This window comes from Corynebacterium sp. BD556 (genome assembly GCF_038452275.1).
Lineage (GTDB): Bacteria > Actinomycetota > Actinomycetes > Mycobacteriales > Mycobacteriaceae > Corynebacterium > Corynebacterium mayonis.
This window is the reverse complement of the sequence record NZ_CP141643.1, coordinates 1,156,516-1,178,660: the sequence shown is the minus strand read 5'-3', so window position 1 is coordinate 1,178,660 and position 22,145 is coordinate 1,156,516. Positions and strand designations below refer to the sequence as shown.

The window sequence follows — 22,145 nt, the reverse complement described above, 5'->3', positions numbered from 1 at the left end:
TTCTACCCGTGCCGTCGGTGCGTGGGAGGGTCTCAGCGCGAGGCACTAAAGTGTGGCTGTATGAGCAGCCAACAGGAAAACGTCCTGCGTAAGGTCCACGACCAAGACATCGCGTTCATCCGACTGTGGTTTACCGACATGTTCGGCTCCCTCAAGACGGTGATGATGTCGCCCTCCGAGCTGGAGGCCGCCTTCGCCGAGGGCGTGGGTTTTGACGGCTCCTCAATCGAGGGTTTCTCCCGTGTTTCCGAGTCGGACACCCTTTTGCGCCCCGACCCCTCGACGTACCAGGCGTTGCCTTTCGACGTCGACGAGGGCCTGCAAACTGCCCGGATGTTCTGCGACATCACGATGCCCGACGGCGACCCGCTCTACGGAGATCCACGCCAAATCCTGCGCCGCCAGATCGAGGCGGCTGAAAACCTTGGCTTTACCCCGATGGCCAGCCCAGAAATTGAGTTTTACCTGGTCAATGTTGGGGCCGACGGGATGAACCCGCGACCTGCGGACAAAGGGGGCTACTTCGACCAAGCCAAACGCAACGAAGCTCCGAAGCTGCGCCGCCACGTCATCTCCGCTCTTGAGTACATGGGCGTAGTCACCGAGTTTTCCCACCATGAGGCAAGTCCCGGCCAGCAGGAGATCGACCTGCGCCACACCGAGGTCTTGACCATGGCTGACAACGTGGTGACTTTCAAATACATCGTCAAAACGGTCGCTGAAGCCTCCGGGGTGCATGCCACCTTCATGCCGAAGCCCTTCCCGGCCTTCGATGGCTCCGCGATGCACACCCACTTTTCCCTGTTCGAGGGAGAGACAAACGCCTTCCATGACCCGGACGATGAAATCTCCCTGTCGACCACTGGCCGCCAATTCATCGCCGGCATCATCGAGCACGCCAACGAAATCTCCGCGTTGACTAACCAGTGGGTCAACTCCTACAAACGCCTCCAATTTGGTTCCGAGGCGCCCACCGCGGCGACGTGGGGGATCTCCAACCGTTCGGCGATGGTGCGGGTTCCCACCTACCGCCTGCACAAGGCGGAGTCGCGTCGCGTGGAGGTCCGCTCCCTGGATTCCGCCTGCAACCCCTATTTGGCATTTGCTGCTGTGCTTGCGGCGGGCCTGAAGGGGATTACGGAGGGCTATGAGCTCGACGAGCCGGCCCGCGACGACGTGTGGGCCCTGACGCGCCGGGAGCGCCGGGCGATGGGCTACCGCGACCTGCCCTCCTCTTTAGGTCAGGCGCTGCGCCACCTGGAAAAATCCGAGTTCATGGCGGAGGTGTTGGGAGAGCAAGTGTTCGAGTTCTACCTGCGCTCCAAGTGGGATGAATGGCACGATTGCACCTCCCAGGTCACCCCCTGGGAAATTGAGCACGGATTGGACCTTTAAGAAATACAATGCCACGTCCTAGCCTTTCTGTACTTGTCTCTTTGGGGTTGCGGGGCGAGCGCGCCGCGGCGGACCTTGACAAACTCGGTTGGGACAACGCCGAGATCCTCAAGGCTTTGGCCGGTGCGGCCGACCCGAACCTGGCGCTAAACAACGCGGTGCGCTTTGCTGAAGCACTCGGCGCGCAATATGCGAAACTGCGCGCCGAACTCGACCGCGACGAGACGTTGCTGGCGCGCCTGATGGCGCTGTTCGGCGGCTCGACGGCGCTAAGCGACCACCTCATCGCCCACCCCGAGCAGTGGCCGGAGCTGGCACGCGACTTGCCCGACCCCAAGGAGCTGATGCGCACGATGCTGGCCAGCGTCGGCGCCGTACCCGCTGGGGTAGACGCAGACACCGCGAATCCGGATCTCACCGAACCCGGCACCTACCGCGCCGCCGAGAAGTTCAGCGACGTCAACACCGCCAAGCTAAGTCTGCGCACCGCCTACCGAACGCTTATCATGCGCATTGCGGCCGCCGATCTTGCCGGCACTGCGCACGGCGACGGCGACGGCGACCATGGCCAGCCGCAGCTCGGATACCAGTGCGTAACGCATACACTGTCCGCGCTTGCCGACGCCGCCCTTACCGCCGCCCTCGCCGTCGCGGTGCGCGGGGTTTACGGGGCGCAGACACCAAATGCCCGCCTCGCTGTCATCGCCATGGGCAAGTGCGGCGCCCGGGAGCTGAACTACATCTCTGACGTCGATGTCATCTTCGTTGCCGAGCCCGCCGAGGCCAAAGCCACCCGCTTGGCCAGTGAGTTCATGCGCATCGGCACCGAGTGCTTCTTCGAAGTCGACGCGAACCTGCGGCCCGAAGGCAAGTCGGGTGCGCTGGTGCGCACCGTGGACAGCCACGTTGCCTACTACAAACGTTGGGCGCAAACCTGGGAGTTCCAAGCGCAGCTTAAAGCCCGCCCGATGACGGGGGACATGGGGTTGGGGCAGGAATACGTCGCAAAGCTAGCCCCCATGGTGTGGTCCGCCTCGCAACGCGAATCCTTCGTCGAAGACGTCCAGGCGATGCGACGTCGCGTGCTGGCCAACGTGCCGAAAGACATGCGCTCACGCGAACTCAAACTCGGCGAAGGAGGCTTGCGCGACGTCGAATTCGCCGTGCAACTGCTGCAGCTCGTCCACGGCCGCGTCGACCACGACCTGCGCGTCCTCGACACCGTCGACGCCTTAGTACACCTCAAACACGGCGGCTACGTCGGCCGCGAAGACGCACGCCAACTCATCGAAGCCTATTGTTTCTTGCGGCTCTTGGAACACCGCCTTCAGCTGCAACGCTTCAAACGCACCCACAGCCTGCCGCCGGAAGACGACGGTGCGGCCAGACATTGGTTAGCTCGCGCCGCGGGATTTCGCGCCGGGCAGCACAAGCTGGCCACAGAAAACATGAATGCCACCTTGCGCCGCTACCGCCGCACCGTAGCTGGCCTGCACGAAAAACTTTTCTACCGTCCCCTGCTCGGCGCGGTGGCGCACATGAGCGAGGGCGAAGTATCGCTGAGCAACGAGGCAGTAAAAGACCAACTCAAGGCCCTCGGCTATCGCCACCCTTCGCGCGCCTACGAGCACTTGAGCTTCCTGGTCAAAGGCTCAACGCGCAAAGCGAAGCTGCAAACGATTCTGCTGCCCAGCCTCATGCACTGGCTCGGCGACACCGCAGACCCGGACGCCGGACTGTTGAACTACCGCAAACTTTCCGAGGTCGCCGAGGACAAGAGTTGGTTTCTGCGCACCCTGCGCGACGAAGGAGTGGTAGGCCAACGCCTCATGCACATTTTGGGCAACTCGGCTTACGCCTCCGACCTAATTTTGGCCGCCCCCGACGTGGTGCGCTCGCTTGGTGACGGCGCCACACGCCCAAAACTTCTCGACACCGCCCCCGACCAAGCCTTCAAAGCCATCATCGCCGCCACCAAACGCTACGAGGACCCAGATCGCGCCGTGCAGGTTGCACGCAGCCTACGCCGCGCCGACCTCGCACGCATCGCCGCCGCCGATTTGCTGGGTTTTATGGATGTACGCCAGGTGTGCGAGGAGTTGACGTGGGTGTGGAAGGGAGTTTTGGAAGCAGCCCTGCGCGCGGAGGTGCGCGCCGACCTTATCGCCCGCGGCGAGGAGGAACCGAAGGCACGCATCGCCGTCATCGGCATGGGTCGGCTCGGCGGCGCTGAGCTGGGTTACGGCTCCGACGCAGACGTCATGGTTGTTGCCGAGCCCGCTGCAGGCGTTGCGGAAACCGAGGCGATCGGCTGGGCCGCCAAGATCGTCGATGCGATGCGCACTCGCCTGGCTAAACCCTCCGGGGACCCACCGCTGGAAGTTGACCTGGGGCTTCGGCCCGAGGGACGCTCCGGGGCGGTGGTGCGCACCATCGGCTCCTACGAGCGCTACTACCGCAAGTGGGGCGAGGTGTGGGAAAAACAAGCCTTGCAGCGCGCCACCTGCGTCGCCGGCGATAAGGAGGTCGGTCACGCCTTTCTCATCATGATCGACGCTTTCCGCTACCCCACAGGTGGCGCCAGCAAGGCCGAGGTCCGCGAAATCCGCCGCATTAAGGCGCGCGTTGACGATGAACGCTTGCCGCGCGGCGCGGACAAGTCCACCCACACGAAGCTGGGCCGCGGAGCGCTTGCCGACGTCGAATGGACCGTCCAGTTGCTCACCATGATGCACGCCCATGAGCACCCCCAGCTCCACAACACCTCCACCTTGGCGGTGCTTGACTTCTTAGCCGAACTCGACGACGCCCGCGTGCTTTCGGCCCGCGACGCCACCAGCTTGCGTGAGGCGTGGCTGACCGCCACCCGCGCCCGCAATGCGCTGGTGCTGGTGTCGGGCAAACGCATCGATCAGATCCCGGCGCCCGGCCCGCAACTGGCGCAGGTCGCCGGTTGCGCCGGCTACGAACCGGGCCAGCAGCAGCTCTTTTTGGAAGACTACCTGCGCATCACCCGTCGGGCACACAAAGTTGTCGAGGAAGTTTTTTGGGGTGAGGTGCCCTCCGGTGAGCACGACGCCATGCCCTAAGGCAGAAAACGTATGGTTGGTGTTATGGCTATCAACCTGACTGTAGATCTTGCCCATGCGACCTTTGCAGACCTGGTCGCCCTCGTGGAAGCGGCGGAAGTTGCTGGCGTCGACAAGCATGCCCGCGTTCAGTTGGAAGAAACCACCTTGCACGTGGAAGTAGAACCCAACGGGGCTGCCAGCTCGAACTCGCGCCCGCGCCGCTTGGCGGAGACGGCCCCTAGCCAGTTGCCGCCGCTGGGGGACGCGGCGGTGCGCAGCGTCATCGATATTTTGACTGGCCGGCAGGAACCTCCGCGCCGCTAGGCGCTACTTCTCAGGCGAGGAGTCGACGATACTCACCCCGCCGGAGAGGCCGCGGCAGCGTTGCCGCACAATCAGGATGCGGCACATAACCATCCCGATGACCAGGGCTACCCAGGTGGCAAAAACAGCCGTCCACGCGAAGCGGAAGTGCTCCCATTGGTAATTGGCCCCAGCCGCAGAGTGGTCAAGCAAAATGCCGACGAGCTGCAAAGACAGCATCGCGGAGACGAAACCGCCCATATTGCCCAAACCGGTGCCTGTGGCGACCATGGTGCGCGGCATCTTCTCGCGGACGGTGTCGAAGCCGAAGTTCGACACGGGGGTACACAACCCCATCAAAACCATTAAGACGAGCACCACGGCGAAGCTGCGCGGAGTGGAGCTGGTGAAAAACCACACCCACACCGCCGTGTGGATACTGGCCATGGTCAGCGCCGCCAGGTCGCGGTTGGCGCCCATGCGCGCCGATAGGGGCCCAAGCAAGGGGGCCGAGGCCATGGTGGAGACAGTGTAGACCGTCAGCGCAGCGCCGGCTTGGCTGGGTGCCACACCCATGCCCAGGGTAAGAAGCGGCACACCCCACAGCAGGGTGAAGTTGAGCATGAAGAACATGGAAAAGCCGTGGATGAAGAAAGCTTCCCAGCATAAAGGGGAGCGAAGCACCGTTTTTAACACGGTGCTGATCGGGATTCTTTGGGCGCGCTTTTCCGCCTTGTGGGCGGCGCGCTCAGCTTTGCTAAGCCGCGCGGCTTCGGGAGAATCCGCCACGGCGATGCTGGAAAGGAGGGCCACCAGGACGACGGTGGCTCCGAGGGAGCTAAACGCGACGGTCCAACCGTGGGCGTGCAGAAGCCACAGGAAAGGAATGGCCGACAGAAGTTGGCCGAGTTGACCCAAAGAAGCCGTCAATTGCGTAAACAGTGGTGTGAGGCGCAGAGGGAACCAAAAAGGCAAAAGCCGCAGGGCGGATAAAAAAGCGGTGGCGTCACCGGCGCCGATGAGCACGCGGGCCGCGATCGCGACGGGGTAGGACTGCGTCAGTCCGAGGATGATTTGGCCTGTGGCCATGACGACGGCGCCGCTGACAATCATGAAGCGCGGTCCGTAACGGTCGATCATCACACCCACTGGGATTTGGGCTAGTGCGTACACGCCCACCTGGACGGAGGTAAAAACGGCGATGCGGGCAGCGTCAACGCCGAAGCGCTCGATTGCCTCCACTCCGGCAACTCCGAAAGAGGTGCGCCCCAAAATCGCGGCTATGTAGACAATCACCGCTCCCGCCCACACGGCGACCGCTTTGCTTGTCAGGTCTTTGCGGGGATCGGTGGTGTTCATGCAGACTAAGCTATCCCACTGGTTCCGGACCCGCGTGATAACCCGTAAAGTGCATGAATGTGGATTACATTTCGACCCGAGATACGACTTCGACTACGGCCAAGTTCACGGACATTCTTTTGGGTGGGTTAGCGCCCGACGGTGGCCTTTTCCTTCCCGCTGTCTATCCGCGTATCACGCCGGAGCTTCTCGACGAATGGCGGGTTCTGCTTGCTGCTAAAGGCTACGCTGCCTTGGCGGCTGAGGTAGTGAAAATCTTTGTCGACGACATCCCCGCCGCCGAGATTGAAAAGATCACCGCGCGCGCCTACCGCACCCCAGTGTTTTCAACTGAGCAGATCGTGCCGGTGAGTCGGCTCGATGACGGGCTTTACTTGGCGCACCTGTCGGAGGGACCCACCGCCGCCTTCAAAGATATGGCGATGCAGTTGTTGGGCGAGCTTTTCGAGTACGAGTTGGCGCGTCGCGGCGAGCAGATCAACATTTTGGGGGCGACTTCCGGAGACACCGGTTCCTCCGCTGAGTACGCGATGCGAGGGCGCGACAACATCCGGGTGTTCATGCTCACCCCAGCCGGGCGCATGACCCCTTTCCAGCAGGCGCAGATGTTCGGGCTGGACGAGCCGAACATTTTTAACATTGCTCTCGACGGCGTTTTCGACGACTGCCAAGACGTGGTCAAAGAGGTCAACGGCAACGCGGCCTTCAAAGCGAAGTACCGCATCGGCGCGGTCAATTCCATCAACTGGGCGCGTCTTTTGGCGCAAACGGTCTACTACATTTCGACGTACCTGCGGATTACCGAATCCAATGAGGAAAAGATCTCCTTTGCCGTGCCGACTGGAAACTTCGGCGATATTTGTGCGGGGCATGTTGTCAAGCAAATGGGCTTACCGATTGACAAGCTCATTGTGGCCACGAACGAAAACGATGTGCTTCACGAGTTTTTCACCACCGGCAACTACCGGCCGCGTTCTGCGCAGGAGACTCACGCGACGTCCTCGCCGTCTATGGATATTTCTAAGGCTTCGAACTTTGAGCGTTTCATTTTCGATGCGCTGGGCCGCGACGCTGCCACCACTGCCGAACTTTTCGGCGTGAAGGTCAAAGAGGGGGGCTTTGATCTTGCAGAAGAAGCCGCGCCCGGCACCTTGGAGCGCATCCATGAGGAGTTCGGTTTCCTCTCCGGCACCTCCGTCCACGCCGACCGCGTGGCCACGATCGCCGCCGTTGAGCGCGAATTCGGTGTGGTCATCGACCCGCATACCGCTGACGGTGTGCATGTTGCCCGCAGCGTGGCAGGTAAGGTCGATACCCCGATCGTGGTGTTGGAGACGGCTCTGCCGGTGAAGTTCGCTGAAACGATCCGGGAAGCCTTAGGCCGCAACCCGGAGGTGCCGCAGCGTTTTGCCAGCATCATGGAGGCGGGTCGCTACGTTACTGACCTTCCCAATGATGCCGGTGCCGTGGCAGACTTCATTGCCGCAACTATCGACGCCACCGACGCTACCCCGGACGTCAACTAAGTCCCGATCAGGAAGGAGCTCAACCTCGATGGCACAGGAGCAATTCGCAGGCCCGGATTACTTCACGGAGTTCGACCCGGAGAAGTTCCTCCGCGACATTAAAATTCAGGCGGCGCAGGATGCCGGCGGCGAGGACGCCGCCGAACAAGGCCAGGATTTCGCAGGTGAGCCCAACTAACCGCGAGGATCACAACGCAGGGCGAGAGTTCGACCGCGACTCTTGGGCTTATTACTACCCGCAAGGAACCCACGCCGATTCCTCCTTTCCGGGCCCACGCCACGCGGTGGTCAGCCCGCAGCAGGGCCGCCGTGGCGTCGGCGAGACCACATGGAGCGCCATCTTGGTCATCGCTGTGTTCAGCATCGCCGCGATCGTGTGGGCAGGTATCACCACCTCACAGATACCGAGTGGGACTGTCGAGGACAGGCTTGCCCGGGAAAAGGTGCAGACCCCGGCTGGTGAGTCTCCTGCGCCTGCCGACCCTGCGCAGGAAGCGCCGAGCGGCATCCCGGTGCGCGTGCCCGAGTTTGCGTTGTGGGCGCCTGGGACGTTGATACAAACGACTGACCACTACCCGCAGCCGGGGGAGTCTTTCACCGCACAGTCGTGCACGGTGGCCTTTAGCTTCTCCAACGCAGAAGGCCGCAATTTTGCGGTCACCGCGGGCCACTGTGGGCGCGAAGGCGAGCTGGTGTGGCCCACGAACGCTTCCACGGCCGCCGATTACGCCCGCGAAGCGGGTCGTTTCATTTACTCCGGTCTCTACAGCGAAGACGCTGGCGATACGGACATCGGCATCATCGAGATCACCGACCCGGACCGTTTGATGGCGTTGGTGGGTGCCCCGATCGCTACCGGCATTGCCGTTGAGGCCAGCGCCGTCGGGGATTATGTGTGCAAAACGGGCGGCACCACCGGCTACACTTGCGGAACCTTCGAGGAATCTAACAGGGTGCAGATCATCACCACCAACGAGGAAAGCGGGCGGGAGACCCGCGGTGACATCGCGGCGGTGTGCGCGGCTAAGGGCGATTCCGGTGGGCCGGTTTTTCGTGATGTTTCCGGCCGCGCCACGATCATCGGCGTTGTCTCCGGAACTGAAGCTGGCCGTGAGGGCGAGGAGTGCTACGAGGGCATGGCAAACCCGAAGCTGATGTCGTATTCCAATGTGGATCAGGTCTTTGAAATCATTGACCGGGTGGTGCCGGACGCGAAGTGGGTTGCGCAGAGCTGGTAGCCGCCCAGCGCTATTCGGGTTTCGGTTCCGGCGCTGGCAGCGCCGGGGTGCCCACCCCGTATTTTTGTTTGAAGTTCTCGCCCGCGGGCCAGGTCTTTTTCTCTTTCTTAAATTTGGTGCGGTCTTCCCAGTAGACGTTGTCGGGGCCGTAGGAGCCGAGCACTAAAAGGTCGATGCCTGCGAGAATTTTCAGGTTCTGCCAGCTTTCTACCGCGTCTTTGGCGGCCTGTTCGTCCTCGCTCATCCACGTCATCCACATGTGGTGCTCGCGGATGCGGCCAGGGTGGAAGTGGAAGGCTAGTTGGCGGGCGTTTCCGGTCAGTGCGGTATCGAGGTAGCCCTGGATCGTCTCCGGTGGCAGGGTGTGGTAGCAAAAACCCCAGAAATTGATCTGCATGTTGTCGGGTGTGGTCAGGGTGATGCTGTCTAGGCAGTTCTGCTCCATGAGGCGGGAGAGGTGTCCGGAGACTTCCGTGGTATCTGCCACAGCCGATGGTGTGAGTTCCCCGCGCAGTGCCACACCGGTGTGGGTGCGTGCAGTTTCAGCTTTGTCGATGAGGTAGGTGCGCAGGCTGGCGTTGACGTTGTCTTGGCTGGTCTGTGCGTAAAGGATGGGCCGCAGCGGTCGCTCTACTGCGGCGCGTGGTGCTACGGCATCGGTTTCGTAGCTGGTCACGACAACTCCCAGTACGATGGCGCCGACGAGCAGGGCGCCGTAGCCGGTTGTGAACACAGCGTTGGGCAACCGTTGGAGGAAGGGCTTCTTCGCCTCCGCGGGCTTGTTGTTCGTATCGTCGGCGCGGGTGTTGTCCGCGCCGGGTGGGGAAGTCCAGGCCGTGCTCATGATGAAAGGAAGTTTAGTCGCCTCTGGGGTGGGGGTGGTGTTGCGCCCTGGCCCGCATTGTTGTGGGGCCGACGTAGACTAGGCGCCGAGCCTTTGAAGTCCTGCCCTGAAAGGAGAGCTGCTGGTGCCCATTCCCGAGTTCATTGTTGAGACGCGTAAGAAGATCGGCACCGATTTGATGTGGGTGCCGGCGGTTTCGGCCATTGTGCTTCGTGATGCCCAGGAGCCCTCCGATTGGGCTGTACCCGAAGTTCTTTTGGTCAAACGCGCCGACAATGGGATGTGGACTCCCGTGACTGGGATTTGTGATCCGGGTGAGGAAGCGCACGAGGCGGCGCAGCGGGAGGTTGCGGAGGAAACGGGCGTTGAGGCCACCACTGTCGCGCTGCTGGGTGTGGGGGCGGTCGGTCCCGTTACCCATTCCAATGGTGATAAGGCGTGCTACATGTCGGTGCAGTTGCGTCTTGAGGCGGTTGACCCGTTGGCGGTGCCCGTGGCTGCCGACGACGAAAATACTGAGGCAGCCTGGTTTGCAATTTCTCGGATGCCGGTGCAGGACCCGAAGTGGCGCTTGGCTATTGCAGACGCCGCCGCTCAGCGCCGCCACCCGCAGACTTTCGTCCCGCGTTTGGGTCTGAACAAACGCTAGCGTGCGTTTCGGTATCGACGTCTCTGAGCATCAGGATGGTTTGTCCTTGGTGCGGGCGGCTGATGAGGGTGTTGAGTTTGTGGTCATCCGCACCTCGGATGGCACGTACCGGGACCGCGTTTTTGCTTCGCATCTTGCTGATGCCCACTTAGCCAACCTTCAGGTTGAGGCTTATCACTTTTTGCGCAGCCCCGCGGAGGGTACCTCGATTGCGCAGCAGGTTGAGGCTGCTTGCGAAGTTTTGGGTCTTGCGGATGTTGCCTTGTGGCTGGATTGCGAGACTCCGGCAGGGCTTTCGCTTTCCGACGTCCACCTCGCCCACGCCTTGTTTACCTCGCGCGGTGTCTGCGTTAAGGGGATCTACACCTACCCGCGGTGGTGGCGTTGGCACATGTGGGGGGCGGATACCCGGCCCTTTGGCAAGCTGTGGTTGGCCGATTTTGGTAGCGACCCGCCTGGGGCGCCGCGGGAGATTTTTCCGGGTGGGTGGCCGCAAAGTGTGGGCAAGCAGGTGCCCTCGATGTGGCAGTTTTCCTCGAAAGTACAGGTAGCTGGTTTTAGTGTGGATGCCAATGCGCGACGCGATTGAGCCTTCAGCGGCAGCAGCGGGTGCATTTTCCCGTCTGTATTGCTCTGAGTAATACAAACTGTGTTAGCCTCAGTGATACAGCGAAGGAGGCGCCCTATGGTCACCATCACCATCAACCCCGATGGAACAACGCCGGTATTCCAACAAATCCACGACGCCATCGTCCTCGCCATCGCGAAAGACGAGCTAAAACCCGGCGACACACTCGACCCAGTACGCCGCGTGGCCGCGGAGTTCGGCATCAACCCCGCCACCGTACAAAAAGCCTACGACCTGCTGCGCACCGAGGGGCTGATCGAAAGCGCGCAACGCTTAGGCAGTCGCGTCGCGGCGCCGCGCCGCGCAACGCCCGACCTGTCGGCACTAGGACCGATGCTCGCTCTCGCCGTAGCCCAAGGAGCCGATGAAACCACGCTACGCACGCTTATCGACGATCATCTGCGCCATCTCTACAACAAGGAACCCCAGAAATGAACGACTTTTTCATCCCCCTGATCGCCGTCATCTCCGTACTCAGTGTGGCAGTGGCCCTTCTTAGCCTGCCGCTGACCGCACCGGCGGGAGTCATCCTCGGGGCCCGTGTCCCGCGCAACCGCGCCACCGACCCAGAGGTCAAGGCGGCGGTGCGCTCCTACCAACTGGCCGTCAGCGCCGGGACGGTGCTGCTCACGCTGGCGGCGGTGCTGAAGCCGTACAGCCTCGTGGTACTCGCCGGTGCTCCGCTAATGCTACTGCTTCTCGCAGGTGTGGCCTATGTCCGCGGACACCACCGCATCGCCCGGGCCAAGCAGCAAGGTGGTTGGTTCGACGGCGTCACCACCTCCATCACCGGACGCATCTCCGGTGAGGATGAACCACCCCTTCGCGTACCGTGGCCCGCCTACGTAACGAGCCTGGCAATTCTCGCCGGCGTTGCGCTCTACATCACATCGCGCTGGGCTGACATACCGGAGGTTTTCCCCACCCACTTCGGAGCCAACCTTGAACCCGACGCATGGAGCGAAAAAACAGTAGGAAACGTGTACTTCTTGCTCTTTATGGCACTGGGACACACGCTTTTCATGGCCGGATTGTCCTGGCTCATCGCCCGTGCCCCCATCCACACGCGATCGGATCGCACCGCGGCGGGCAAGCACAACACCCGCGCCGTGCTCGCTGAATCGCTCACCGGGCTCGGGGCGGTGACCATCGTGTTGGCCTTGGGGCTGTCCATGCTCCAACTGAGTTCCATCCTCGGAGACTTCGGGAGCCACCGCGGAGGCATCCTCGCAGCCTTCATCGTCTCGGTCCTCGGTTCATGCGCTGTGCTCGTGGTTCGTACCCAGGCGGCGCAAACCCGCGCAGGTGCGGCCGCCAGCGAAGACGAAAGCCCCGACAACGACAGCGATTACGTGTGGGGCATGTTTTACTACAACCCGCAGGACCCCGCCGTGGTGGTGGACAAGCGGACAGGGGCAGGAATCAGCTTCAACTTCGCCACCTGGCAAGGCAAACTCGCCGCGGCGCTGACCATACTCACACTGATGGTGTCCCTCGCACTGCCCTTCGTGCTCTAGTGCGGCGGGGCGTCGAAAAGCAAGCAAGCACTGGGGCACTTTCGGACAACTCTTTGACCAAGAGTGACTCGGTCTGTCTCGATGCCCTCTCCCATGAAACACCCACCTGTTTTCCCGCACGTCTCAATTCGCGCTGATACTACTCAGGAAATGTAGCGTCTCCGCCCGGTTTGTCTGGGAGTACGAATCCCTTCTCCTCGCCTGGAAAGAACGAAAGCTCCGGTGGAGGGCCAATTTCTATCTCGGGAATCGAGTCGGAGTGTTTGATGAGACCGTCGTCAGTTGTGAACAGGTGCTCGCAACCGGACTCGACCGCACAGGCGAGAATAGCGGCATCCGGTGGTTTGATGAGAAAGTGGGTGCAGTAGTCTCGAGCGCGGAGCATGACCTTTCGGTTCACTTCCATCCACAGTACGTCCGCGTTGTCAAAGAAAAGCCGCGCGGACTGGACCTCCGCGTTGTCGATAGGGCCGGCGGTTGCACCACCTCGCATCCCGTAAGCGCCGACCCCTTCGACTCCCACCAACGTGGATAGAACCACCTCGAATCCTTCGTGCCGGAGTACGGCTTCGGTTCGGTCGTTGAGATTTTCGTCTTCTCCCAGAAACAAGCTGATGAAGAGATTTGAGTCGATAGCGACGCGAACCGGCTGTTCTCTACGAGCCATAGGCGCTCGCTTCCTGGGCGCGGAGTTCACGCATAATGGCCTGTGTGGTCACACCCTCGTCCCTCAGCCGATTCCAGATACCTCGGCCGGAAACAGCAGTTGGCGACGGGACTGTTTCGACGCTCTTGGCATCGACTTGTTCCGGAGCGTTGGATTCAGGGTGCCGCTTCAATAGACCCGAGACCTCAACGATTCGCCGGAGGTTCATCCGAATCGCCTCATCAAGGTCTTCATCGAAAGTCACCCGAACATCTTTGTTAGTGAGCTCGTCTCGTAGCGTAGCACTAAGCCCATTGGAACCGTCCTTGTAACTGTGGAGCTTGCCAACGACGGACCCGATTGAAATGGGAGTCTTCTTCATGGCTTCCTGAATGGATTTCAGAAGAACCGAGTCGAGTTGCAATGACCGCTCGGTGGTCAGCCCTAAAATCTCGGCCGAATCAACCCCATTCCGATGTGAGAGCTTTGCCAAGTCCCGAAGCAGTGTTGCTTGTCTCGATGACCAGTTAGGTGGCAACACTTGCTTCGCTCGAACTAGGTCAACGGCGTGGATGATCGCTTGCTCCGCTGCTGGCGGAGCTGCTACGCCTGTCACAGAGCTACCGGTCCGAAGGGATGCCATTTTGACTGGACCGCCGTCAGGGTTGAAGCTGCCCACGAGCTTTCTGAGCAGTTCGAGCCCCTCCGCGACAGTTTTCGCGTCGATGCCACCAAGATCGCCATTGAGCTTGAGCTCAACAACGTGGAGCGATTCTTGATCTGGGGTACGGTTTTCCATGGTCACCTCCTACATGCTTTTCGGCCTTGTACTGCATGAGTCTATTCGCTTGAACGACTTGGCAGCGCCTTCGGATCGAACACGCGACCTGGAAAACGCTTTAGCCAGCGAAAAGGGAAAATTAACACTCATATGGAACTAAGCTTCCGGGGATTCAAACTAACCGAATAACAACGTTCTCTCACACAAATTGACCACAGCCGGAATGCCCGCACCTCGCAGTGAGTCCACCTTGCGTTTGGCTCGGCCGAGGTCGGTAGTCCGCCCATAAAACTCCGACCCGCACTCGTTCCAAACCTCGTAGGCCTTCTCTTGGAAACAGGTTTCTGCTGGCTCCCGACACCCGTCCTCGTGAGGGTACTGTCCCTCACGCTCCAAGACGTGCTGCTCGAAATGGTCCTCGGCGATCAATGCGCACCGCTCCCAGAGCGACAGGCCACCAAATGCTGCTTCGGCCTCCAAGCACAACAGGCCTGTTGGGCGATCAGTACAATGCAGCAAGGTTTTGCGGAATGCGTGAGCGGCCTCGACATCAATCGAGAGGTGCTCACCATCGGGACCTAGGAGACGCACTGTTTCCTGGTTTCGGCTAATGAAGACTTGGAGCTGCGCCAGGCTGGCCCGGTCAAGGTGCAAGTCGAGGTGGAGCAGCACAGGGTCTTTTTCAGCTCGGGTCCGTTCGACTGGAATATTCGAGCCCATTCCGAAGTCGCCCCTAGCTTTCCGCAACAGCTTTCAGCCGCGGGTCGTCTTCCGACTCGATTCGCTCCCACGTTAGGAGGTACGCAGTGGCTTTCGTTCCGGTAGCCATGAGCTCCCCAACGTGGCCGAGCGCTGCTTGAGTTCTCCAGTGGACGGCGAGAAGGTTGAAGTCCTTGTCACGTACTTCGAGACGGGTGCCCGTAAAGGGGTACGCGTCGATGTCGTTGGTTGTGTGCAAAGCGTAGAAGGTGTTCGGTGCGCCTTGAGCTGCCCAGGAATTGTCTGCTGGCTGTGGTGGGGTGGTGGTCATGGAATGTCAGTGTGTCGTCGAACAGGCGACCGCGCCATGGCGGGGGTTCGGGTTTCGAACAGACTCGACCGCCTTGTCCCATTTTTGTCGGGGTTTGTCGGACCCGTTGGTTACTCTTGAAACAGCACTAGAGAGGATGACCATGTCGAGACTGACTGACCTGCTTGCCCAGGCCCGTGCCTATGACCCCCGCATGGCTCAGGAGCTGGAGCGCGAGATTCGCCACGCCACTAACCAGCGCTCTTTCGGCCTTGTTTTTGAGCGGCATTTGCCGGACGGCGTTGAGTTGCCAACGCGGCCTGTCCGCCGCGGTGACACAGTCCATATTCTTCCTCCCCGTGGCACAGTGGCGTCCACAGACCCAACGCTGTGGAAGGTTGTGACGATTGACCGCAAGGCCGAGGGTGGAGCCACCGCAACGGTCATCGAGGCGGAACCCGGACAGGGCATCGAACCGGAGCTGCGAGACGGAATGAAAGTCGATGACCTTGTCGTTGTCGCCCAGCACGACGACATCATCTACCCCGGACTTGTACAGACCGGCGAGGTCGTGAACTCATCTGACCCAGAGGCGCCGTTCCACACCGTCATCAACGCCGAGAACTTGCACGCCCTGAACCTTCTGACGTACACGCACCGTCACAAGGTGGATTGCATTTACATCGACCCGCCGTACAACACTCGCGACAAGGATTGGAAGTACAACAACGACTACGTTGATGGCGATGACCAGTACAAACACTCCAAGTGGCTGTCGATGATGGAGAAGCGCCTGGAGCTCGCTAAAGATCTTCTCAACCCAGAGGATTCGGTGCTCATTGTCACGATTGACGAAAAGGAGGTACACCGGTTGGGGTTGCTGTTGCAGCAAACGTTCTCTGACGCGAAGACTCAGATGGTTTCCATCGTCATTCAGAATGCTGGCAGCACCCGCGCGCAAGAGCTTGGTCGCGTTGAAGAATACGCATTTTTCGTGTTTTTGGGTTCTGCGAAACCAGCCCTTGTAAAAGACGACCTGCTCAACGAGGCCCCCTCCACCAAAGTGGACAAGGTTCGCTGGGAATCTCTACTTCGTAGCGGCACGGATAGTTTGAGGACTGACACACCCAATCTTTTCTATCCCATATATCGACAATGAATCGGGAAGAATCGTCGGGTGTGGTGAGTCCAAAGAAGTCGACAGTCCCCGCTCAGAGTGGAAGATACCAGTAGGAACGCACGCCATTTGGCCGATCAAGAAGAATGGTGCCGAGGGCCGTTGGCAGTGTCTTCCCAGTACTCTAATGAATCTCGTCGACAACGGAATGGCGCGAGCAGGAAAGACTATCCCTGAAACCGGAAGATGCACTGCCTGGTATTTGGGAAGAGTTGCTCGAAACAAGATTGATTCTGGCGAGTACACGGTGACCGGCAGGGATAGACAAGGTGCAGTGGTAGTCGAGGTCACCGACCCGACAATCAACCAGTACCCCGCGAAGACAATCTGGAATCGTCAACGCCATCACGCAGGATGGCATGGGACCAACTTGCTGAACCAGATGCTTACCGACCGAAAATTCCCATTTCCTAAGTCACTCTATGCCGTAGAAGACTCTCTTCGGCTGGTGACCAAAGACAAACCCAACGCTACGGTCCTCGACTTCTTCTCTGGTTCGGGAACTACGGCGCATGCTGTCATGCGCCTGAACAAGCAGGACGGTGGTAAGCGTCGCTCTATCTCCGTAACCAACAACGAGGTGAGCTTCGAAGAAGCGAAGAAACTCACCAAAGAGGGTTACCGCCCTGGCGACCCGGAGTGGGAACGCCTTGGCATTTGCGACTACGTGACCAAGCCCCGAATTGAGGCGGCTATCACGGGCAAGACCCCAGACGGCGACCCCATCAAGGGCGACTACAAGTTCACCGACGAGTTCCCCATGGCCGACGGCTTCGAGGCGAACGCTCGCTTCTTCACGCTCACCTACGAGCCGCCGACGCGGGTACGCCACGGCCTGGCCTACAAGCAGATCGCGCCATTGTTGTGGATGAAAGCCGGCCAGTTCGGTCGGGTTATCGAGTCCATTCCTGACCGAGGCTGGGACGTGGCCGAGTCACACGGAGTCATCAAAAACTTGGCGGCGGTCGAATCGTTCGCTGACGCGATCCGCGAGACGGGAAGCATTACGACTGCGTACATCGTCACCGACGATGACTTGGCATTCCAGTCAACAGTGAGCCGCCTTGACGGCTTCGATGTTAAGTGCGTGCAGCTCTACAACACTTACCTCACCAATTTTGCCTTTACCCAGTCCGGAGGAGCGATCTAGCCATGAAGTACACGCTCAAGCCCTACCAAGAGACTGCTTCGCGCGAGATCCTTGAACGCCTAGATGATGCCAACCAAGTTCGTTCGATTGGCAAGCAGGCCGCGTTCGCGCTTTCCGCACCGACAGGTGCCGGTAAGACCGTGATCGCCACCGACGTGTTCGAGAAGCTCCTTCTGCCGTCAGATGACCGGGTACCTGACGAGAAGGCTGTCATTATTTGGTTCTCGGACAACCCGGACCTGAACCGTCAGTCGCGCTACCGTATCGAGGGCGCGTCGAGTACCTTGCACGGTCGTACTGTCGAAATCGACAACTCGTTCATCAAGAACGAGTTTGAGGCAGGGAAAATCTACTTTCTCAATACCCAGAAGCTGTCCAAGGGCACAGTGCTGACGGGTGGGCGAAAGAAAAACGGTTCGAACTTCGAGCTGTTCGACAATGCACCCGATTTGACGCAGGTGACAATCTGGGACACGCTTCGTAACACTCTTGAGTCGCCCGACCACAACGTGTACTTCGTTGTGGACGAGGCTCACCGAGGCTCAGGCAAGCAGTCTGACCGCGAGACGATCCTCCAGCGGCTCATTGCCGGTCACACCCCGGATGGTGCTACTGCGACGGTGCCCCCGATGCCAGTGGTTGTGGGTATCTCTGCCACACCGGGCAAGTTCAAGAAAATGCTCAACGACATGCCTGGTGCTCGCATGGTGTTAGAGGACGTGGACGTCCCGACCGACGAGGTGCAAGAGTCGGGGCTGCTCAAAGATATTGTCGAGCTCCAGATTCCCGGTGAGGAGGGTGAGGCGTTCGAGAACATCTTCGTCCGCCAGGCGGCCCGTCTGCTTGCGGAATCTACCCGGCGCTGGAGTGAGTACCATATCGAGCAGGGCGGAGATGACAAGCGAGTCGTACCTCTGATGGTTGTGCAGATGCAGGACTTAGCGACCCCGGAGAACATGTACCGAGTCATCTCGGCTTTACGTGAGGGTTGGCCAGAGCTGCCGCACGATTGCTTTGCCCATGTTTTCGGTGAACATGCTCCGATCCAGGCCGGCGACACGGTGATTCCGTATATCGAGCCGCAGCACGTCGAAGACCGCGAGTGGATTCGTGTCTTGTTCGCCAAGACGGCTATCTCCACCGGCTGGGACTGTCCGCGTGCCGAGGTCATGGTGTCTTACCGCCCAGCCAATGACGAGGACTTCATCACCCAGATCATTGGCCGCATGGTGCGCTCGCCACTAGCACGTCGAATCCCAGGCGACGACCTTCTCAACTCCGTGCTGTGCCTGTTGCCGAGGTTCAACCGTGCGGCCGCTGAACGGGTCGTAATGAGCATCAACAGGCCAGGCGAGATTGACCCGCCGCCTTTCATCAACCCCGTGGTGAAACCGGAAACGCTTCTTCCTATCGACAACGACGCGCTGTGGGCAGCTTTCACTGCTCTTCCGACCGAGGTTGCCCCGAAACGTTCGGGCAAGCCGATTTCACGCCTTATCAACGCCGGCATTGAGCTGGAAGTCGACGGGCTCATGCCGGACGGCGAAGCGAGGGCCAAGAAGGAGCTCGTTTCGATAGTCAATGCGCTGCTCGTGCGCTACGCCGACGAAGTTGAGACCAAGAAGAAAGACATTCTGAAAGTTGAAACGCAGCGACTGACGTATCGGTACTCGGACCGGGGGCTGAAAGGCGAAGACTCTATTGAACTTGTCGCCGACGACCGGGTTATCACCGAATCGTTTGAGTTGGCGACTCCCGTGTTCAGTCGGGCACTCGCCAACCTGTGGGTCAACGACTACCTCGTTGCAGGGTTAGACAACGGTGAAGCCGACGAAGACCTCATTATCGAAGCGCACCTGACGCTGGGCGCTCTGGCGAAGGTTGAGGGTGCAAAGGATTCTCTGTGGCGTGAGGCCGATCAAACAGCGAAGGCCTGGCTTGACCAACACCGGGCTGACATCTCCGCGCTGCCGGACAGCCGGCAGGCTAAGTACACGGTTCTGCGAGAAATGGCCGAAGCGCCAAGCGCCGTGTTTTTGGAAAAGCCTAAGAACCGCATGGAGTCCCCGGGCGTGTGGAACTCGGAGAAGAAGGAGCTTGACCCGTATCCTCGCTACGACAACTGGGCACTCGTCGCGGAAAACGGCTCGGCGCCGGCGAACCTGAATGACTGGGAGATAAAGGTCGTCGAGACCGAAATGGCGCGACATGGTGCTGTTTCTTGGTACCGCAACCCTTCGCGTCCAGGCCGAGACGCGCTTTCTGCGGTTTACTACGACGAGGCCACCGGTCGCTGGCGTTCTGTGCAGCCGGACTTCATCTTCTTTCTCCGCGACAGCGAAGGCGCCATGCGAGCGTCCATCGTTGACCCGCACGGCGCCTACCTCGGCGACGCGCTCGGGAAGTTACGTGGACTCGCACGCTATGCAGAGCAGTACGGAGACCGTTTCGTGCGTATCGAGTCGGTCTCCGGTGCGGATGCCAAGTCGCTTCGGGTGCTCGACTTGAAGTCCGAAGCGGTTCGCGCGGCGGTGGTCGAGGCGGCGAGTGCAGAAGCTGTATACGAGAAACTTGGATACGCCTACAAGTAGAGGGTGCTGTCACTGAAAGTTTTTTGAACACCGAATTGTGCTCAAGCACGTAAGAAAATCGTTTGGATTGTCCACCCTTTAGGTAACTGATTCTCCCTGCCAATGAAAACGCAGGGATCAAAGTCTGATTCCTCCCATTGCCGCAGTTTCTCCTCGGGTAGTTTGCCGAGTCTGAACGGCAGTCGCTTCACGGTTACGAACGTGGGTTGGCCTGGTTGCAGAAGCCGAGTTCTCACTGCGAGAGATTTGAAGGGTTTCACAACAAGACCGTATTCCTCCCCGCGGAAGTCGTCACCTCGGAAAATGACAGGACCTTTTTCAAGTTCCCACGACCCTCCGACTACCGCTGTTCGGCACCGGTTATTTCGGAGAAATGCTCGTGTGCGCGCTCTTCGAAATGTAGCCCACTGGCGCTCTTTGAAAAGTAGCCCAGTGTGGTCGTTTGTTATTGTGCCTGATGTGGTTGCAGGGCGGGGGTTGTTGCGGGGGTGAACCCTTTGAGACCGTCACAGGCACCGTGGCGGGCGTGTGGGCGCTTTGGCGTACCCTGCGGACGCTTTGGCGACCGTGAAAGTGGATGAGTGGCTGACTGTGGCTGATTAACCGCGCCCAAAACAAAAATGACCCCCGCGACTGGCTGATTTTTACCAGTGGCGGGGGTTCTTTGCACCCTGAATCAGGGGGCTAAATTGCTGCTAAGAGAAGATTTCGGGGTTGTCCAAACAACGCACGGGAGTTTTCTGAAATCCCCACTGGGGCTAGCAGTCGTAGTAGAGCTCGAACTCAAGCGGGGTCGGGCGCAAGCGCGACGGGGTGATCTCGGAGTCGTACTTCAAACGAATGTATGACTCAATGAGGTCTTCGGTGAACACGTCGCCTTCAGTGAGGAAGTCGTGATCGTTTTCCAAAGCGACCAGCGCGGCTTCGAGCGAGGTCGGCGCCTGCGGAATCTCCTTAGCCTCCTCCGGGGGAAGCTCGTAGAGGTCCTTGTCCACCGGGGCGTGCGGCTCGATGCGGTTTTTGATGCCGTCGATGCCTGCCAACATCATCGCGGCGAAGCCCAAGTAGGGGTTGCCCGACGGGTCCGGGGCACGGAACTCGATGCGTTTGGCCTTCGGGTTCGAGCCGGTAATCGGGATGCGGATTGCCGCGGAACGGTTGCGCTGCGAGTACACCAAGTTGATGGGAGCCTCGAAGCCCGGCACCAAGCGGTGGTAAGAGTTGAGCGTCGGGTTGGTGAAAGCGAGGACCGCGCCAGCGTGCTCAAGGATGCCGCCAATGTAATAGCGGGCAATGTCCGACAACCCGCCGTAGCCGGACTCGTCGTAGAACAATGGCTCGCCGTCTTTCCACAGCGACTGGTGCGCGTGCATGCCAGAGCCGTTGTCTCCGGCCAGCGGCTTCGGCATGAAGGTGGCGGACTTGCCGAACTGGGTGGCGGTGTTTTTCACGATGTACTTGAAGTCCTGCAAATCATCCGCGGCGTGCAGCAACGTATTGAACTTGTAGTTAATTTCCTGCTGGCCACCATTGCCAACCTCACGGTGGAAACGCTCGACGTCGAAGCCAGCCTTAGCCAAGTTGAGCACCATTGCATCGCGAACGTCGACGGTTTTGTCGTAAGGCGGGACCGGGAAGTAGCCGCGCTTGACGCGGTTTTTGTAACCGAGGTTGGGGCCGCCGTCAAGCTCGGTTTCGGCGCCTCGGTTCCACCACCCCTCCTCAGCTTCAAGTTCATAAAAGGCTTTGTGGTCATCGGCCTGGTAGCGGATGGAGTCGAAAAGATAGAATTCAGCTTCGGCGCCAAAGAAGCAGGTGTCTGCGATGCCGGTGGAAGCAAGGTATTCCTCGGCCTTACGTGCAACATTGCGCGGATCGCGGGAGAAGGCTTCGTGGGTAAACGGGTCGTTGACGAAGAACTTCAAGTTTAAGGTCTTTGCGTCGCGGAACTGGTCAATCTTCGCGGTCGCCAGATCGGGCATGAGAATCATGTCCGACTCCTCAATAGTGGTGAAGCCGCGGATTGAGGATCCGTCGAAGGCAAGGCCTTCTTCCATTACCTCATCATCGAACCTGGATGCCGGGATGGAAAAGTGGTGCTCTGTTCCAGGTACGTCGGTGAAGCGAACGTCAACCATTTCGACTTCCTCGTCCTGGATGAACTTTTTGACTTCGTCGATATTGTCGAAGGCCACTGTGAAACTCCCTAGGTAGGCAATTGAACGGTCCTATTCTACAGCCGGTGGCATCACCTCGGCGCA

General features: G+C 59.9%; 20 protein-coding genes. 13 read left to right on the top strand and 7 right to left on the bottom strand.

Annotation, left to right across the window (positions count from 1 at the left end; all coding sequences use genetic code 11):
- Nucleotides 1–60 precede the first annotated feature (60 nt).
- The 3 genes from VLL26_RS05525 to VLL26_RS05515 are packed head-to-tail and all read left to right on the top strand — an operon-like array spanning nucleotide 61 to nucleotide 4,790.
- Nucleotides 61–1,395 (top strand): glutamine synthetase family protein, encoded by a 1,335-nt coding sequence (locus VLL26_RS05525; protein ID WP_342318142.1) that lies wholly within the window; start codon nucleotides 61–63, stop codon nucleotides 1,393–1,395.
- 8 nt (nucleotides 1,396–1,403) lie between these two features.
- The gene (locus tag VLL26_RS05520) at nucleotides 1,404–4,484 is read left to right on the top strand and encodes a bifunctional [glutamine synthetase] adenylyltransferase/[glutamine synthetase]-adenylyl-L-tyrosine phosphorylase (RefSeq protein WP_342320111.1); all 3,081 of its coding nucleotides are present in this window, start codon (nucleotides 1,404–1,406) and stop codon (nucleotides 4,482–4,484) included.
- 24 nt (nucleotides 4,485–4,508) lie between these two features.
- Nucleotides 4,509–4,790, top strand: coding sequence for a hypothetical protein (locus tag VLL26_RS05515; protein WP_342320109.1), 282 nt, complete (start codon nucleotides 4,509–4,511; stop codon nucleotides 4,788–4,790).
- 3 nt (nucleotides 4,791–4,793) lie between these two features.
- On the opposite strand, the gene VLL26_RS05510 is transcribed toward VLL26_RS05515, so the two are convergent.
- Entirely contained in the window at nucleotides 4,794–6,128 is a 1,335-nt protein-coding gene (locus VLL26_RS05510; RefSeq protein ID WP_342320108.1) for an MFS transporter, read from the bottom strand.
- Between the two features lie 59 nt (nucleotides 6,129–6,187).
- On the opposite strand from VLL26_RS05510, the gene thrC reads away from it, so the two are divergent.
- The 3 genes from thrC to VLL26_RS05495 are packed head-to-tail and all read left to right on the top strand — an operon-like array spanning nucleotide 6,188 to nucleotide 8,892.
- A complete protein-coding gene (gene thrC / locus VLL26_RS05505; protein WP_342320107.1) occupies nucleotides 6,188–7,654 on the top strand; it encodes a threonine synthase in 1,467 nt (488 codons plus the stop codon).
- Nucleotides 7,655–7,682: 28 nt separating this feature from the next.
- Nucleotides 7,683–7,832 carry a hypothetical protein gene (locus tag VLL26_RS05500; RefSeq protein WP_342320106.1) on the top strand — a complete coding sequence of 50 codons (150 nt, stop codon included), beginning with the start codon at nucleotides 7,683–7,685 and terminating at the stop codon, nucleotides 7,830–7,832.
- The gene (locus VLL26_RS05495) at nucleotides 7,819–8,892 is read left to right on the top strand and encodes a trypsin-like serine protease (RefSeq protein ID WP_342320104.1); all 1,074 of its coding nucleotides are present in this window, start codon (nucleotides 7,819–7,821) and stop codon (nucleotides 8,890–8,892) included. Before VLL26_RS05500 ends, VLL26_RS05495 begins: the two co-directional genes overlap by 14 nt.
- A 10-nt stretch (nucleotides 8,893–8,902) precedes the next feature.
- Here the strand turns inward: VLL26_RS05495 and VLL26_RS05490 are convergent, their stop codons facing one another.
- Entirely contained in the window at nucleotides 8,903–9,736 is an 834-nt protein-coding gene (locus VLL26_RS05490) for a hypothetical protein (RefSeq protein WP_342320103.1), read from the bottom strand.
- Nucleotides 9,737–9,860: 124 nt separating this feature from the next.
- Between VLL26_RS05490 and VLL26_RS05485 the strand changes: the two genes are divergently transcribed.
- The 4 genes from VLL26_RS05485 to VLL26_RS05470 all read left to right on the top strand — a co-directional run bounded on the left by VLL26_RS05485 (nucleotide 9,861) and on the right by VLL26_RS05470 (nucleotide 12,530).
- Nucleotides 9,861–10,385 (top strand): NUDIX hydrolase, encoded by a 525-nt coding sequence (locus tag VLL26_RS05485; protein ID WP_342320100.1) that lies wholly within the window; start codon nucleotides 9,861–9,863, stop codon nucleotides 10,383–10,385.
- Between the two features lies 1 nt (nucleotide 10,386).
- Nucleotides 10,387–10,974: a GH25 family lysozyme gene (locus VLL26_RS05480; RefSeq protein ID WP_342320099.1), complete on the top strand. Its 588-nt coding sequence runs from the start codon at nucleotides 10,387–10,389 to the stop codon at nucleotides 10,972–10,974.
- A 96-nt stretch (nucleotides 10,975–11,070) separates the two neighbouring features.
- The gene (locus VLL26_RS05475; protein ID WP_342320098.1) at nucleotides 11,071–11,448 is read left to right on the top strand and encodes a GntR family transcriptional regulator; all 378 of its coding nucleotides are present in this window, start codon (nucleotides 11,071–11,073) and stop codon (nucleotides 11,446–11,448) included.
- Entirely contained in the window at nucleotides 11,445–12,530 is a 1,086-nt protein-coding gene (locus VLL26_RS05470) for a DUF1648 domain-containing protein (RefSeq protein WP_342320097.1), read from the top strand. Before VLL26_RS05475 ends, VLL26_RS05470 begins: the two co-directional genes overlap by 4 nt.
- Before the next feature lie 139 nt (nucleotides 12,531–12,669).
- Here the strand turns inward: VLL26_RS05470 and VLL26_RS05465 are convergent, their stop codons facing one another.
- From VLL26_RS05465 to VLL26_RS05450, 4 genes are all read right to left on the bottom strand, one after another.
- Nucleotides 12,670–13,197 (bottom strand): type II toxin-antitoxin system VapC family toxin, encoded by a 528-nt coding sequence (locus VLL26_RS05465; protein WP_342320096.1) that lies wholly within the window; start codon nucleotides 13,195–13,197, stop codon nucleotides 12,670–12,672.
- Entirely contained in the window at nucleotides 13,187–13,975 is a 789-nt protein-coding gene (locus tag VLL26_RS05460) for a hypothetical protein (protein ID WP_342320095.1), read from the bottom strand. The genes VLL26_RS05465 and VLL26_RS05460 overlap by 11 nt, the downstream gene beginning before the upstream one ends.
- Before the next feature lie 159 nt (nucleotides 13,976–14,134).
- Complete coding sequence (locus VLL26_RS05455) at nucleotides 14,135–14,677, bottom strand: hypothetical protein (RefSeq protein ID WP_342320094.1); 543 nt, start codon at nucleotides 14,675–14,677, stop codon at nucleotides 14,135–14,137.
- Nucleotides 14,678–14,690: 13 nt separating this feature from the next.
- Nucleotides 14,691–14,987, bottom strand: coding sequence for a hypothetical protein (locus tag VLL26_RS05450; RefSeq protein ID WP_342320093.1), 297 nt, complete (start codon nucleotides 14,985–14,987; stop codon nucleotides 14,691–14,693).
- 142 nt (nucleotides 14,988–15,129) lie between these two features.
- Between VLL26_RS05450 and VLL26_RS05445 the strand changes: the two genes are divergently transcribed.
- From VLL26_RS05445 to VLL26_RS05435, 3 genes are all read left to right on the top strand, one after another.
- On the top strand, nucleotides 15,130–16,125 hold the full coding sequence (locus VLL26_RS05445) for a DNA methyltransferase (protein ID WP_342320092.1): 996 nt from the start codon (nucleotides 15,130–15,132) through the stop codon (nucleotides 16,123–16,125).
- A 145-nt stretch (nucleotides 16,126–16,270) separates the two neighbouring features.
- Nucleotides 16,271–17,293: a DNA methyltransferase gene (locus VLL26_RS05440; protein ID WP_342320091.1), complete on the top strand. Its 1,023-nt coding sequence runs from the start codon at nucleotides 16,271–16,273 to the stop codon at nucleotides 17,291–17,293.
- 2 nt (nucleotides 17,294–17,295) lie between these two features.
- Nucleotides 17,296–19,884 (top strand): DEAD/DEAH box helicase, encoded by a 2,589-nt coding sequence (locus VLL26_RS05435; protein WP_342320090.1) that lies wholly within the window; start codon nucleotides 17,296–17,298, stop codon nucleotides 19,882–19,884.
- A gap of 758 nt (nucleotides 19,885–20,642) precedes the next feature.
- On the opposite strand, the gene glnA is transcribed toward VLL26_RS05435, so the two are convergent.
- Nucleotides 20,643–22,079: a type I glutamate--ammonia ligase gene (gene glnA, locus VLL26_RS05430; RefSeq protein ID WP_342320089.1), complete on the bottom strand. Its 1,437-nt coding sequence runs from the start codon at nucleotides 22,077–22,079 to the stop codon at nucleotides 20,643–20,645.
- Nucleotides 22,080–22,145: the final 66 nt, after the last annotated feature.

Excerpts from the sequence above, each read along its gene's own strand:
- VLL26_RS05475 (WP_342320098.1), top strand. The coding sequence starts at position 11,071 with ATGGTCACCATCACCATCAACCCCGATGGAACAACGCCGGTATTCCAA.
- VLL26_RS05470 (WP_342320097.1), top strand. The coding sequence starts at position 11,445 with ATGAACGACTTTTTCATCCCCCTGATCGCCGTCATCTCCGTACTCAGT.
- VLL26_RS05435 (WP_342320090.1), top strand. The coding sequence starts at position 17,296 with ATGAAGTACACGCTCAAGCCCTACCAAGAGACTGCTTCGCGCGAGATC.
- VLL26_RS05450 (WP_342320093.1), bottom strand. The coding sequence starts at position 14,987 with ATGACCACCACCCCACCACAGCCAGCAGACAATTCCTGGGCAGCTCAA.
- VLL26_RS05520 (WP_342320111.1), top strand. The coding sequence starts at position 1,404 with ATGCCACGTCCTAGCCTTTCTGTACTTGTCTCTTTGGGGTTGCGGGGC.
- VLL26_RS05455 (WP_342320094.1), bottom strand. The coding sequence starts at position 14,677 with ATGGGCTCGAATATTCCAGTCGAACGGACCCGAGCTGAAAAAGACCCT.
- VLL26_RS05525 (WP_342318142.1), top strand. The coding sequence starts at position 61 with ATGAGCAGCCAACAGGAAAACGTCCTGCGTAAGGTCCACGACCAAGAC.
- VLL26_RS05445 (WP_342320092.1), top strand. The coding sequence starts at position 15,130 with ATGTCGAGACTGACTGACCTGCTTGCCCAGGCCCGTGCCTATGACCCC.
- VLL26_RS05515 (WP_342320109.1), top strand. The coding sequence starts at position 4,509 with ATGGCTATCAACCTGACTGTAGATCTTGCCCATGCGACCTTTGCAGAC.
- VLL26_RS05510 (WP_342320108.1), bottom strand. The coding sequence starts at position 6,128 with ATGAACACCACCGATCCCCGCAAAGACCTGACAAGCAAAGCGGTCGCC.
- VLL26_RS05500 (WP_342320106.1), top strand. The coding sequence starts at position 7,683 with ATGGCACAGGAGCAATTCGCAGGCCCGGATTACTTCACGGAGTTCGAC.
- VLL26_RS05460 (WP_342320095.1), bottom strand. The coding sequence starts at position 13,975 with ATGGAAAACCGTACCCCAGATCAAGAATCGCTCCACGTTGTTGAGCTC.
- VLL26_RS05490 (WP_342320103.1), bottom strand. The coding sequence starts at position 9,736 with ATGAGCACGGCCTGGACTTCCCCACCCGGCGCGGACAACACCCGCGCC.
- VLL26_RS05465 (WP_342320096.1), bottom strand. The coding sequence starts at position 13,197 with ATGGCTCGTAGAGAACAGCCGGTTCGCGTCGCTATCGACTCAAATCTC.
- VLL26_RS05440 (WP_342320091.1), top strand. The coding sequence starts at position 16,271 with ATGAATCTCGTCGACAACGGAATGGCGCGAGCAGGAAAGACTATCCCT.